General features: G+C 47.9%; 12 protein-coding genes. 10 read left to right on the top strand and 2 right to left on the bottom strand.

Annotated elements, in window-relative coordinates; translation table 11 throughout:
- Position 1 precedes the first annotated feature (1 nt).
- The 4 genes from KE626_RS27760 (at position 2) to KE626_RS27775 (ending at position 7,964) form a co-directional block, all read left to right on the top strand.
- Complete coding sequence (locus tag KE626_RS27760; protein ID WP_211976295.1) at positions 2 to 2,056, top strand: beta-L-arabinofuranosidase domain-containing protein; 2,055 nt, start codon at positions 2 to 4, stop codon at positions 2,054 to 2,056.
- 73 nt (positions 2,057 to 2,129) lie between these two features.
- Positions 2,130 to 5,282 carry a SusC/RagA family TonB-linked outer membrane protein gene (locus tag KE626_RS27765; RefSeq protein ID WP_211976296.1) on the top strand — a complete coding sequence of 1,051 codons (3,153 nt, stop codon included), beginning with the start codon at positions 2,130 to 2,132 and terminating at the stop codon, positions 5,280 to 5,282.
- 19 nt (positions 5,283 to 5,301) lie between these two features.
- Positions 5,302 to 7,251: a RagB/SusD family nutrient uptake outer membrane protein gene (locus KE626_RS27770; protein WP_211976297.1), complete on the top strand. Its 1,950-nt coding sequence runs from the start codon at positions 5,302 to 5,304 to the stop codon at positions 7,249 to 7,251.
- A gap of 11 nt (positions 7,252 to 7,262) precedes the next feature.
- Positions 7,263 to 7,964: a DUF3823 domain-containing protein gene (locus tag KE626_RS27775; protein WP_211976298.1), complete on the top strand. Its 702-nt coding sequence runs from the start codon at positions 7,263 to 7,265 to the stop codon at positions 7,962 to 7,964.
- A gap of 74 nt (positions 7,965 to 8,038) precedes the next feature.
- Here KE626_RS27775 and KE626_RS27780 read toward each other — a convergent pair whose 3' ends face one another.
- Positions 8,039 to 8,935 carry a LysR substrate-binding domain-containing protein gene (locus KE626_RS27780; RefSeq protein WP_211976299.1) on the bottom strand — a complete coding sequence of 299 codons (897 nt, stop codon included), beginning with the start codon at positions 8,933 to 8,935 and terminating at the stop codon, positions 8,039 to 8,041.
- An 89-nt stretch (positions 8,936 to 9,024) separates the two neighbouring features.
- Between KE626_RS27780 and KE626_RS27785 the strand changes: the two genes are divergently transcribed.
- Both KE626_RS27785 and KE626_RS27790 read left to right on the top strand, forming a co-directional pair.
- Positions 9,025 to 9,411 (top strand): cupin domain-containing protein, encoded by a 387-nt coding sequence (locus KE626_RS27785; RefSeq protein ID WP_211976300.1) that lies wholly within the window; start codon positions 9,025 to 9,027, stop codon positions 9,409 to 9,411.
- 3 nt (positions 9,412 to 9,414) lie between these two features.
- A complete protein-coding gene (locus tag KE626_RS27790) occupies positions 9,415 to 9,801 on the top strand; it encodes a tautomerase family protein (protein ID WP_211976301.1) in 387 nt (128 codons plus the stop codon).
- Positions 9,802 to 9,865: 64 nt separating this feature from the next.
- On the opposite strand, the gene KE626_RS27795 is transcribed toward KE626_RS27790, so the two are convergent.
- Complete coding sequence (locus KE626_RS27795) at positions 9,866 to 10,003, bottom strand: dihydrofolate reductase family protein (RefSeq protein ID WP_211976302.1); 138 nt, start codon at positions 10,001 to 10,003, stop codon at positions 9,866 to 9,868.
- Positions 10,004 to 10,209: 206 nt separating this feature from the next.
- Here KE626_RS27795 and KE626_RS27800 point away from each other — a divergent pair, with 206 nt between their 5' ends.
- The 4 genes from KE626_RS27800 (at position 10,210) to KE626_RS27815 (ending at position 14,108) form a co-directional block, all read left to right on the top strand.
- Positions 10,210 to 10,395 (top strand): hypothetical protein, encoded by a 186-nt coding sequence (locus KE626_RS27800; protein WP_211976303.1) that lies wholly within the window; start codon positions 10,210 to 10,212, stop codon positions 10,393 to 10,395.
- Between the two features lie 127 nt (positions 10,396 to 10,522).
- Positions 10,523 to 11,449 carry a YihY/virulence factor BrkB family protein gene (locus KE626_RS27805; protein ID WP_211976304.1) on the top strand — a complete coding sequence of 309 codons (927 nt, stop codon included), beginning with the start codon at positions 10,523 to 10,525 and terminating at the stop codon, positions 11,447 to 11,449.
- Positions 11,450 to 11,544: 95 nt separating this feature from the next.
- Complete coding sequence (locus tag KE626_RS27810) at positions 11,545 to 12,927, top strand: MFS transporter (protein ID WP_211976305.1); 1,383 nt, start codon at positions 11,545 to 11,547, stop codon at positions 12,925 to 12,927.
- Positions 12,927 to 14,108, top strand: a complete 1,182-nt coding sequence (locus tag KE626_RS27815; protein ID WP_211976306.1) for an AGE family epimerase/isomerase — start codon at positions 12,927 to 12,929, stop codon at positions 14,106 to 14,108. The genes KE626_RS27810 and KE626_RS27815 overlap by 1 nt, the downstream gene beginning before the upstream one ends.
- Positions 14,109 to 14,185: the final 77 nt, after the last annotated feature.

The raw sequence follows: 14,185 nt of genomic DNA on the forward strand, positions 1-14,185 counted from the left end.
CATGAAAAGGCGAAAGATATTTGGCTTATTGGTTCTTTCTGCTTTTTTTGTTGGTCTTATTCCGGCGGATGCATCGCATCCGCCGGGTACCAGGGCTGATACAAATGTGTATATAGCACCTGTGTACAAAGCGCTGCCACTGGGCGCCATAAAGCCGCAGGGCTGGTTGAAGCATCAGCTGGAAATTATGCGTGATGGTACCACCGGGCACCTTGATGAAGTATATAACAAAGTAAAAAACGATAATGGCTGGCTGGGTGGAAAAGGCGATGGCTGGGAAGAAACGCCTTATTGGCTGGATGGCGCTGTACCGCTGGCCTACCTGCTGGATGATAAAAAATTACAGGAAAAAGTACTGCGCTATATCAGCTGGACGCTGCAACATCAGCGGCCTTCCGGTTATTTTGGGCCGCTTACCAAATCGGAGCGAGAGAAAAATATACCCGTTGGCGTTAGTAATGCTGCCGATGGGGAAGACTGGTGGCCTAAGATGGTGATGCTGAAAGTACTGCAACAATATTATACGGCCACAAATGATACCCGTGTTTTATCTTTTATGACGCGGTATTTTAATTACCAGCTGCAAACGCTGAAATCTTGTCCATTGGGCAAATGGACGGAATGGGCCACTTCCCGGGGATCAGAAAACATAATGATGGCCCAGTGGTTGTACAGCATTACCAGGGATGAAAAATTGCTGGAGCTAGCCTCGTTGCTGGAGTCGCAGTCTTTTGCCTGGAGTACCTGGCTCGGCAATCGCAGCTGGGTAATAGATGCGGCTGCCCGGCAAAACGATCAGCACTGGATGCGCCGTCATGGGGTGAACGTAGGAATGGGGCTGAAGGCGCCCGCATTGAACTATCAGCGTACCGGCAACAAAAAATACCTGCAGGAACTGCGCACCGGTTTCGCCGACCTGATGAACCTGCATGGATTACCCATGGGCGTTTTTTCGGGAGATGAGGACCTGCACGGTAACGCACCTACGCAGGGAACGGAGCTATGTGCCATCGTAGAATCCATGTTCTCCCTGGAAGAAATTATAGGGATTACCGGCGATCCGGCATATATGGACGCCCTGGAACGGATGACCTTTAATGCCCTGCCCACACAAACAACAGACGATTATAACAATAAACAGTATTTCCAGGTAGCCAACCAGGTAAATATCAAGCGGGGTGTATTTAATTTTTCGCTGCCCTTTGACCGTGAAATGAATAATGTATTGGGTATGCGCAGCGGTTATACCTGCTGTCTGGCTAATATGCACCAGGGCTGGACGAAGTTCGCTTCCCATCTCTGGTACAGCACTGCCGGCAATGGCCTTGCGGCATTAGCCTACAGCCCTAACGAAGTGAGTGCTAAAGTAGGTAAAAACAATACCACTGTTACAATTAAAGAAGTAACCGGTTATCCTTTTGAAGAACAGGTGGGGTTTAACCTGGGCATGCAACAACCTGTGGCTTTCCCGCTGCAGTTACGTATCCCTGCCTGGTGCGCGGAAGCCGTGGTAGTGCTGAACGGCCAAAAGCTCCGCACCGCCAAAGGAGGACAGCTGATTACCATTGACCGTACCTGGAACAACCATGATCAGCTCACGCTGCAGTTGCCAATGCAGGTAACTACCTCTAACTGGGGCCGTAATTCCCGCACCGTAGAAAGAGGACCAATCGTATATGCGCTAAAGTTAACAGAGCGTTGGGAAAAGGGACATGATGAGGCGGAAGGCGATTATTTCAGCGTGTATCCAAAAGATGACTGGAATTACGGCCTCCCTGAAAAAATTATCCAGGCGCCGGCACAACATCTGCAGGTAACACAGGTAAAGCCAGCCACAGCCGACTTTGTATGGAACCTGGAACATGCACCTGTTACGATCACCACCACCGGTAAAAAAATCCCTGAATGGAAACTGGTCGATGATGTGGCGCCACAACCCGTAACCGACAGAAATGGTATTTATAAAGGCAAAGTAAATGAGCAGGAAGAAGTAATTACGCTGGTCCCTTATGGATGTACCAAGGTTAGAATCGTAGCATTCCCCGTAGTAAAATAAGCCGATAGAAAAACATCAACCAGCGAGGCAGTTATGAAAACTGAAATTTAAAAGACCACACAAAATCTAAGTTATGAAAAAGCGATTACGTATTCCGGATCTGATCCGGGGGGCCGGCTCATGCCTGCACATGGCGGTATGGTTGCTCTTCTTTGCGCTGTCAGCGCATGCAGCTCCCGCAGATATTACAATTACCGGTAAGGTTACCGACGAGCAGGGCGCCGCTTTACCCGGGGTGACCGTTAGTGTTAAAGGCACTTCCAAAGGAACTTCCACAAATGGAAATGGTAGTTACAACATTGCTGTAGCCGACAGAAATGCGGTACTGGTATTCTCATTTGTAGGCTATGTAAAACAAGAGATCACGATAGGTGATCAGAAAGAAGTGAATGTAAAACTGCAAACAGATAGCAAAGGATTGGGTGAAGTGATTGTAGTGGGTTATGGCACCCAAAAGAAGGAATCTGTTACAGGCGCCATCTCGGGCGTAACCAGCAAAGATCTTGAAAGGGTTCACGCCTCTACCGTTAGTGCTACGCTGGCCGGTAAAATACCGGGTGTTTCCTTTCGTATGCCGGATGGGCGGCCGGGCGCCAGCGCCAACATACAGATCCGTAACTTCGGAAATGCCCTGTATGTAATTGATGGCATCCAGAAAGATGCCGGTCAGTTCAATAATATTTCGCCCAATGATATTGAAAGTATTACGGTGCTGAAAGACGCTTCTGCCGCTATATACGGGGTGAGGGCCGCAAACGGGGTAGTAGTGGTAACCACTAAAAGAGGTAAACCCGGTAGCGGCAACGCCATTAACGTAGACGCCTACACGGGATGGCAGAACTGGTCCAGGTTCCCTAAAACCGTAAACGCGTATGAATGGATGCTGGGTAAGGCAGATGCCGAAATGAATGCCGAAGATCCCCGCACAGATATCACCAAAGCAGAACTGGAGAAATGGAAGGCCGGTACGGAAAAAGGCTATCAGAGCTTCGACTGGTATGATTTCATTATCAAAAAAAATGCGCCGCAGCATTCTATTAACGTAAACGCTACCGGTGGATCAGAGAATATCAACTATTACCTTTCCGTTACCCGCCTCGATCAGAAGTCGGTCCTCGGAAGAGAGTTTGATTTTAACCGCACCAATATCCAGAGTAATGTGGATGCAAAAGTGGCAAAGCGTTTGAAAGTTGGCGTGCAGATCAACGGCCGTATTGAAGAGCGTGATAACCCCGGCGTACCTGGTGGTGATGACTATTGGGCGCCCCGTTTTGCATTGTTCCGCAACCGCCCCACGGAAAGGCCATACGCGAATGATAACCCTTTGTATCCAAATGATATTGGCCATAACACCGAGAACTGGGCTGTGCAAACCAAAGCCATTTCCGGCTACTGGACGGAAGATTGGAGAGTATTACAAACCAACTTCAACGGCACGTATGAAACGCCGATCAAGGGATTGACGCTGAAAGGCATGTATTCGTACTACTATGCCGATAAGCTGATGAACGGTCACGAATACACGTACGATACCTACACCTATCACCCGGAAAACGATACCTATGTGAGAACCGGTGGAAGCTCCAATCCGTGGCGGGAGCGCGGCACGCATAAAGTGCTGGAAAATGTATTGCAGGGTCAGATCAACTATAACAATACGTTTGGCAGGCATACCATCGGAGGTACTTTTGTTTCAGAAAGAATTAAGCGCAGGGAACTGGATGTATGGGTGCATGCCGTGCCCAAAAGCAACGTGCTGCCGCTGATCCAGTTTTCTGATATGGATACTTATAATGATGCCGACTGGACAGAAGCAAGAGTGGGCTACATCGGCCGTTTTAACTACAGCTTCAGCGATAAATATTTCCTGGAAATCGCAGGTCGTTACGATGGTTCCTGGAAATTTGCGCCGGATAAAAGATGGGGTTTCTTCCCCTCTGTTTCCGCCGGATGGCGGTTAACGGAAGAACCCTTCTTTAAACGCTGGCTGGGCAGCAACAGCATACTTACAGAATTGAAACTCCGCGGTTCCTACGGAGAGCTGGGTGATGACGACATCGGCATCGGCGCCTACGATTATTTGCCCGGCTACACCTATGCCACTTCTACCGTGATACTGGATGGTACCGTCATCAAAGGCTCCCGCGATAAAGGAGTACCCAACAACCGCCTTTCCTGGTTTGTCAGCAAAATTGCCGATGTGGGGCTGGACTACCAATTGTGGAATGGTAAAGTATACGGTTCACTCGATTTCTTTAACCGCAAACGTTCCGGTCTCCGTGGCAGGAAGTACGATGTGCTGGTACCCAGCGAAATCGGGTACGGACTTCCGGATGAAAACGTAAACAGCGATGCGCAGAAGGGCGGAGAATTTTCTGCAGCATATACTACGCAGGTCGGTAAAGTGAATTTTGTGGTAGGAGGTAATGTATCCTATTCCAGGAGCAGGTTCCTTGAATCCTATAAACCTATATGGGGTAACTCACTGGATCATTACCGCAATTCCATAGAAGACCGCTGGAATAATATTTACTGGGGTTATGAAGCCATCGGGCAATTCCAGTCGCAGGAGGAAATTAACAAGTACCCTGTTAACGTAGACGGAAAGGGAAATAAAACCCTGCTGCCGGGTGATATTATTTATAAAGACATGAACGGCGATAATGTGATCGACGACCAGGACCAGCGGCCAATTGGCTACCAAACCAGCGGTAACCCTACCGTGAACTTCGGTTTTAACCTGGGCGTGCGGTGGAATGGTTTTGACTTCGCTGCCGATTTTTCCGGTGGATCTATGTATTCGTACAACCAGAACTGGGAGATGAGATGGCCTTTTCAAAACGGAGGTAACCTGTTAAAACAGTTCTATGATGATCGCTGGCACCGGGAAGATCCTTTCGATGTAAACAGCAAATGGATCCCTGGTAAAAATCCGCCGTTACGATTCAATAAGGGAGATCACAGCAATTACAACAAACCTTCCACATTCTGGCTGCATAATGTGCACTATGTGAGGTTACGGACGATGGAACTGGGTTACGCTATTCCCCAGCAAATACTGGATAAGGTGAGGTTTAAAAAAGCCAGGGTATATATCAATACCTATAACCTGTTTTCGCTCGATAATGTAAAAGACCTGGGAATAGAGCCGGAGATAGCAGATGAAAACGGGTTGCAATATCCGCAGAATAAGCTGGTGAATATTGGTGTGAACCTTACTTTCTAAGTAATAAATAAGATTCGTTATGAAAAAAAGTTTGTTATATATATGCCTGGTTATACTCGCCTGCAATGCGGGGTGTAACGACAAGGATTTTCTGAATGTGGCGCCTACCAATGTGCTGCAAAATGATCAGCTCTGGAACGATGAAGGCTTAATCCTCTCAGTACTGGCTGATTTGTACGACCGTTATCCTGATCGCCAAACCGATGTAAACAATTCTCCCATTCCTTCCATGGTAGTACAAACCATTGATAACTGGGGGGAATTTGCCCGGTTCGATGAAGCGTTTGCATCAGAGAACGGGCAGTATTGGCGGCATGGCGCCAGCGATTACCCTTATGTATTTCCGGGTATGATTGTAAAGGGGGGAGCGGAAGTAACCTACTGGGACTACGCTTACATCAGGGAACTGAACATCTTTATCGCTAAATGCGGTACTTCCGTCAAATTGAAGCAGGAGGTAAAAGACCGGTTTATTGCAGAGGCAAGGTACCTGAGGGCGGTTGTGTATTTTGAAGAAGTAAAAAGGGTAGGTGGTGTACCGTTGGTGCTGCAGCCGATGGAGTACGATTATAAAGGTGATCCTGCCTACCTGCAGCATGCGCGAGCGAAAGAATCCGAAATATATGATTTCGTTATCAGCGAAATGGATACTGTAAAGAAGTACCTGCCCTCCAGTCCGATCAGTAAAACACGGGCCACTGTTGGGCTGGCGCTGGCTACCAAGGCAAGAGCGGCGTTGTATGCCGGATCTATTGCAAAGCATGGCGTTACCACACCGCAGGTATCTTTACCCGGTGGTGAAGTAGGTATACCGCTGGCGAAGGCCAATGAATATTATACCATCGCCCTGAATGCAGCGAAAGAGCTGATCAGCAGCGGCAGTTATTCGCTCTACAAAAAGAATTCGGATAACCTGACGCAGAATTTCATCAGCCTGTTCATTGATAAAGGCGCCAATCCGGAGGTGATCTTCGCCAAGGATTTTAAATTGCAGAGCGGAAGAGTACAGCCGTGGACGTTATGGAGTCAGCCCCGTTCCAATGCAGAAGAGCAGCAGGGCGGACGCCTCAATCCATCGCTGAACCTGGTACAGTCGTTCGAATTACTGGATAATACCTTTGCACCGTTGAACATCAACGCAGCCGGCGGAGGATACATGTATTACAGTGATCCGCTCGACCTCTTCGCCAACCGCGATCCACGTTTAGCCGCCACTGTTATGTTGCCCGGCTCCGACTTTAAAGATAAGAAGCTGGATATCTGGGCGGGTTATATCCGCAAGAACGGAGAAATTGTTACCGGTGACAACTTCGGTGCAAAAGCCAAGCTGGAACCGGGCGGACCAGATGTTCAGGTGGTAGGTTATGACGGACCGGTAAATAACCTGGAATTTAGTGCGCAGTCAGGTTTTATAGTCCGGAAGTATATGGACCCTACGGTTGGTTCCGGCCGTATTGGTACACAGAGCGAGGTGTGGTGGATCCGGTATCGTTATGCGGAGGTGCTGCTCAATGCCGCGGAAGCAGCATTTGAGCTGGCGCAGCCAGATGTGGCAGCCGGTTATATAAACCAGGTACGTGAAAGGGCCGGGTTTAAAATTCCGCTGAAAGCAACAGATATTACCTTCGACCGCATCGTTCATGAAAGAAAAGTGGAGCTGGCATTTGAAGGTCATGAGTTCTGGGACATGAAGCGCTGGCGTTTGGCACATAAAGTCTGGAATGGCGTGAAAACCAATTTAACTACTAATCCGGGAAAGAGTGATGAGTCCAGTACGCGTGTATTTGCATTGTGGCCGTACAAGGTGTATGATCCCGGAAGTCCCAATAACGGCAAGTACATTTTTAAACAGGTACTGCCTGGTGCGGTAACATCGGCGCATGGCTTCCGCCTGGGTAATTACTATGCCGCCATTAATGATGATATCAGGAGTAACAATCCTAAAATTGTGAAGAATCCTAACCAGTAAAGTGATGTATTATGAAAGCTAATATTCAATATGCTATATTCATTGCATTGGGCGTATTATCCGCTTCCTGCAAAAAAGATAATTACAAAGTGCCTTCCAGTGCCTTCACCGGGCGGTTGGTATACCAGGGAGAACCTGTTAATGTGAGCTATAACGACGTGTATTTTGAATTATGGGAACCGGGTTGGGGAAAAAGTACGCCCATTGTCGTTAATGTATCGCAGGACGGCTCTTTTTCTTCGTTGCTATTCAACGCAGCCTATAAGCTGGTGATCCCAGCGGCGCAGGGACCATTCCGCTCGTTAACGGATAAAACCACTAATTCGGATACAATTCCGCTGACAGTGTCGGGTAATCTTACCCGCGACATAGAGGTGCTGCCTTATTACATGATCCGACATCCAAAGTTTGTGGCGACCGCCAGGAAGGTGACAGCTACTTTTGCGGCGGAGCAGATTATTAAAGACGCCAACGCCAGAGATATAGAGCGGGTATCCCTGTATATCTGTAAAACACAATTTGTGGATGGCCGTAACAGTGTGGCTACAAAAGATATGAGCGGGTCGGATATTACAAATCCGGCGGGTATCAGTTTGCAGACAGATGTACCGGCGCTGGTGCCGGAGCAGAAAACAGTTTTCGCGCGGGTAGGAATAAAGATTGCCGGTGTGGAAGATATGATCTACTCGCCGGTACAGGAGATAGCCTTATAAAAGGAAAGAGCGGTGAATATTTTAGTTTGCCCTCCGGTTGTCCGGGGGGCTTTTTATGTGCATTTGTTCGTTCGCTATGCCCTTTTTTTAGCCCGTTTACGGATGTCATTCAACTGGGCGGTGATTGTTTCGTGCAGGATATCAATAAGCCGTTTAACAGCCGCGGAAGGCGTTTTTTTATAGGTTAGCATAAACACCTGCACATCCGGTAAAGCCGGCAGTCCGGAGGAGGTGGTGAATGCTTTGCAGCCTGCGGGCATGCCAATTTCGGTGCGCACCGTGATGCCCAGTCCAGCCTGCGCGGCTGCCCACATACCCGCCACACTGCCGCTGGTGAGGGCGGGGCGCCAGCTACGTTTTATTTTTTCCAGTGCATGCAGCCCGGCGCTGCGGAACATGCAGGGCGCTTCGAACAGCAACAATGGCAATGGCTGCAGCGATGCCACTGTATTGTTGCTACCGCCTATCCATCGTATGGGCAATGGTCCTATAGGTATAGCGTGTTCAGGCACCTCTTTGCCAAAGGAAATAACTACATCTAGTTTGCCGCTCTGCAGTTGCTGGGCCAGTATTGCCTGGCGGTCGAGCGTGACTTCAATTTCCATTTGCGGATGTATGGCGGCGAAACGCGCCAGTGCTATAGGCAACCCGCTTTCTGCAAAATCAGCCGGCAGCCCCAGTCTTACTTTGCCGGCGATATGTGTGGCAGTGAGGGCGGTGATCGCCTGGTGATTGAGGTCGAGCATCTGGCGGGCATAGCCCAGTAACATTTCGCCGCTGGCGGTAAGCCGCCAACCCCGGCCCTGTTTGAGAAACAGCTGTTGCCCGGTAATTTCTTCCAGCCGCTGCATCTGTAAGCTCACGGCCGATTGCGAACGCGCTACCTGGTCGGCCGCCCGGGCAAAGCTGTCCAGGTCTGCCGCCAGCACAAAAGTGCGGAGGAGGTCGAGCTCCAGCAGGTCTGTAGCCATAGTTTAATTTTATTAAAGTATGATGTTAAATGTTTCAATATTGCAAATGTATGAAACAGCAGTAAGTTTGTAGCGAAATCTTCTTTCGTATGAAAAAAATACTATTCGCTGTGTTGGTATTGTTAACAGGAACTGTTGCGGCACAAACGCCAACAGCCAGGAAGTCATTACTGAAACAACAGCTCCCCGTTACTACCGTAGAAGAAGTCCGCATGGATCAGGTGACGCTGGAACCCGGACAGGGCGCGCCGGTGCATCATCATCCGGGAGAAGTATACGGGTACATCGTATCCGGCGAAATAACTTATCAGCCTGCAGGTGAAGCCGCAGTTACACTGCGTGCCGGCGATGCTTTCCGCGAAGCTGCCGGCAAAGAGATCAGCATTTTCAAAAATGCAGCCAAGGATCAACCAGCCACCTTTGTAGCGGTTTATCTCCTGAAAAAAGATCAACCTTCCATCATCATAAAAAAATAAAATATGCCTTTCGTACAAATTTATCTCGGTGCTCATCTCACCGCAAAAAATAAAAAAGATATTTCTCTTTCTGTACATCAGAGCCTGCAGGATCATTTCAACATTCCCGCAGCCGATTATTTCCAGGTAATTCACGTGCAGCAGCCGGAAGATTTGCTGTATCCTGACAGTTATTTCGACGTACCGCATACAAACAATCTCCTGTATATACGGATCACTGCGCGCAGCGGCAGAACGGTAGAAATGAAAGAGGCATTATACAAAAGCATTGCCGGCAGGATTGCCGCTACTACGCCCGTAAAGGAGGAGGATGTGGTGATTGTGCTGGTAGAAAATGAATTAGCAGATTGGTCATTTGGCCGGGGCATCGCCCAAATGGTCGTTAAGTAGATGATGTATAACAGATGGGGTGGTGGTAAGCCCAGGCAGCTACCGCCACACCCATTCTTTTATTTCATTTTTCGTAATGCAGTTCCAATACACCACTCGTATAAGTTTTGGTCGCTATCAGCCGGAATATTTTCTCCATCGGTATTCCGCCGAATAAAGGCAAACCGTCTGCCGGCACAACAGATATTACATGGATCATCATTTCATCGATCAGGTCAGCCTGTAATAAGGCCGCGTTTAATTTTATCTCTTTTTTTACAAAGATGAGGTATTGGGAGATACGGAAATTGTATAAAATTTCCGGTTGTTTTGATCGGCAGAATGTTGTATTGATAGGGTTAAAAGAAATATTTGTTGCGAAGTTTTTTAACTATTATACAAGTAAGTATTTTTGAAAAATTTCGGGATATGGATACTGTTTCCTTGCAACAAATATTGAATAAGCTGGATGCGATGAATGCCACGATGGAAGCATTCCGGTTAAAACAGCATGTAATGGATATAAGGATAGACCTAATGGAAACCAGATTCGATTACCGTTTTGATCTGATTGATGAACACCTTGCGTTTATCAGCGAGGCTGGTGATTTATAAATATCGTATTCGGAAACCCTGCATGCACCCGTCCTTCCTTTACCGCCATTTGGTATGCTGATGGCGTTATCCCCGCAAATGCCAGCTATCAGGAATTAATCAGTAAATTGAGCCCTAATCAGCAGGCATGGAAACGGTTACACAAGAGAAAATATTACCCCGCCGGCAGCTCTTTCTGCTTTCTTTTAAGGATGCGTATAAAGCGTTGCAGGCAAACGACCCACTACGTATGGCGGGAGCTACCGCTTTTTTTACCACCTTTGCGTTACCGGCTATTCTCATTATCATCATTCAACTATTACGTATTATTTTCCGTATTCAACATCCCGGCAAGCGACTGATGCTGCAACTGGAGGGAATGTTTGGTAAGGAAACAACGGACGCCATTATACAAACGTTGCAGGCATTCCGCAGCATTGCACAAAACTGGATCATTGCCATCACCGGGTTTATTTTTCTTTTGTTTGTGGCCACCACACTCTTTAAAATTATTAAAGGATCACTGAATGAATTGTGGAAGATAAGAGCCACTCATAAAGCCAGCTTCGGACAAATTATGGTGTCGCGACTGAAAGGTGTGTTGGTCATCGTTTTTGCGGGGATATTGTTTATCATCGACCTGGTAGCGGAAGCTGCCCGCGCTTTCCTGGGAAAGTATGTTTTATTGTATCTGCCGGCCCTGGGTATTTATTACGACAGTGCGCTGAACTATGTCATCTCCGTTATTATTGTTACCATCTGGTTTTTCCTGGTATTTCATTTTCTGCCGGATGGCCGCCCGCGCTGGAAGGTAGGCATTACCGGGGCGCTGGTAACGAGTATCTTGTTTAATATGGGGAAGGCCGTACTGAAAGTGATGCTTACCTATAGCAGTATTAACAGCATCTATGGCGCTTCCGCATCTACCGTATTATTATTGCTGTTTATGTTTTACTCTTCACTGATCTTTTATTTCGGTGCCTGCTTTACCTATGCCTGGGGCGCCCGCACGGAGCGGCCCGTTGAACCCCTGCACAACGCCAGTCGCTACGAAATTACCGTGACGGAGGATTGATAGCAAATCGCCCTGAATAGATAAATAAATATTATAAAAATTGCCTATTATAGGGATTGATTTGCGGATCGTATTTATCAAGTAGAATTCCACCTATGGCCAACAAAGTTTTGCTAAAAGAAAAAATAGGGTATGGCTTTGGAGATATGGCTTCCTCCATGTTCTGGAAGCTGTTCGGTATGTACCTGTTGTTTTTTTATACAGATGTGATGGGCATCGCTGCTGCGGCGGTAGGAACCATGTTCCTGATCACCCGCATATGGGATACTTTCTTTGACCCGGTGGTAGGTACGCTGGCAGACCGTACCCATTCCCGATGGGGAAAATTCAGACCTTATATTTTGTACATGGCCATTCCTTTTGGCGTAATCGGTGTACTTACTTTTACCACGCCTGGTTATAGCGCGTCCGGCAAGCTGATCTATGCCTATATCACCTATTCTGTGATGATGATGATCTATTCCCTTATCAACGTTCCTTATGCGTCGCTGTTAGGTGTAATATCTGCTGATGGTAAAGAAAGAAATACGCTGGCATCTTTCAGAATGGCTTTTGCTTTTGGCGGTAGTTTTATTGCGCTGGCGCTGATAGAACCGCTGGTGAATTTTTTTAGTAAAACGGGTACTGGCGCTGTCAATTTGCAACGGGGATGGCAACTGGGTGTTGCAGTGATCGCATTGATCTGTACGGTGTTATTCCTGTTATGTTTTGCCTGGGTAAAGGAAAGGGTGCAAGCTGCCGGAGAAACCTCCGCTTCCCTGAAAGACGATCTCCGGGACCTCGCCGGAAACCGGCCCTGGTGGATATTACTGGGTGCAGGCATTGCCGCGCTGATCTTTAATTCCATTCGCGACGGCGCCACGTTGTATTATTTTAAGTATTATATACAAAACGTAGATGCGTTTAAGTTAGGTAGCATGAATGTTACCTATTCCACGCTTTACCTGATACTCGGACAGGGAGCTAATATCCTTGGCGTAATCCTGGCTTCGCCTGTTGGCAACAAAATAGGAAAGAAAAATACATACCTGGGCGCTATGGTGATAGCTTCCGTCTTCAGCATATTGTTTTACTGGCTGGGAAAGGAGCAGCTTACACTGATCTTTGTATTCCAGTTCCTGATCAGTGTTTGCTCAGGAGTTATTTTTCCGTTGTTATGGTCTATGTATGCGGATATCGCTGATTATTCCGAATGGAAAAATGGACGCCGCGCTACGGGACTGATCTTTTCATCATCGTCTATGTCGCAGAAGTTTGGCTGGACTATTGGCGGTGCACTCACTGGCTGGCTGCTGGGCGCCTATGGATTTAAAGCCAATGAAGTACAGGCGGATGCGGCGCAACAGGGCATTTTACTCATGCTAAGTTTTTTACCGGCCATCGGCGCCGTATTATCTATTATATTCATCGCTATGTACCCGCTGACGGAAGGGCGCATCGCCACCATATCTGCAGACCTGGAACAAAGACGCAAATAATGCAACAAACACTGACAGCATCGCTGCAGGAGGAACTGGTCAATATCCTGTCGTACTGGATGAAGTACACACCTGATACAGCACAGGGAGGGTTTTACGGAAAACTGGGTAACGACAATATACCTGTTCCAGCTGCGGAAAAAGGCGCGGTACTGAATGCGCGCATTTTGTGGACTTTTGCTGCGGCGAATAACGCCAGCGGTAACCCCTTATACCTCGCTATGGCCGATCGTGCCTATCGCTATTTTGATACCCGTTTCATCGATAAACAATACGGTGGCGTATACTGGACGGTAACAGCAGCCGGTGACCCCGCTGCAACAAAAAAACAGGTGTATGCTATTGCGTTTGCATTGTATGCCTTTAGTGAATATTATAAAATTACGCAGGATCCGGTAGTACTGGCCACTGCCATCGATTTATACAGAAGCATTCAAACACATAGCTTTGATCCGGTGCATAGCGGGTACTTTGAAGCCTTTACGCGGGAATGGGAGGAGATCGGCGACCTGCGCCTGAGCGATAAAGATGCTAATGAGAAAAAAACGATGAACACCCACCTGCATGTAGTGGAAGCTTACGCCAACCTGTATACGATATGGCCGGATCAGCAGTTGCGTGCCGCCATACAGGCGTTGCTGCAGTTATTCGATGATAAAATTATTGACAGGAAAAGTGGTCATCTTCATTTATTTTTTGACGAACAATGGAACGTGAAAGGCAACAACGTTTCCTACGGGCATGATATTGAAGCGAGCTGGTTGCTGCTGGAAGCCGCGGAAATTATCCGGGATGAGCAGCTCATTGCCCGGTACCGGCAGCTGGCACTTCTTATGGTCAACGCTACCATTGCAGGGGGACTGGATAAAGATGGCGGCGTGTGGTATGAATATGAACCTGCACAACGCCACCTGGTGGCAGAAAAGCATTGGTGGCCGCAGGCGGAAGCGCTGGTGGGATTTATCAACGCCTGGCAGCTGCAGCCGCATGGGCGCTATCTGCAACATGCCGTTAATACCTGGCAGTTCATCACTGCACATATTATCGACAACACCAATGGTGAGTGGTTCTGGGGGGTGTATAAGGACTATAGTATTATACAGGAAGATAAAGCCGGTTTATGGAAATGTCCCTATCATAATGCGCGCGCCTGCCTGGAGGGCATAAAGCGGTTGGGCTGACGCTCCGATACTGATTTCGCATTCTTTAATCGGTAATTAGCAATTTGGCCTTCCCGCTGGCACTGCAATATTATTTT

The sequence above is a fragment of the Chitinophaga hostae genome, assembly GCF_018224885.1.
GTDB classification, from domain to species: Bacteria; Bacteroidota; Bacteroidia; order Chitinophagales; family Chitinophagaceae; genus Chitinophaga; species Chitinophaga hostae.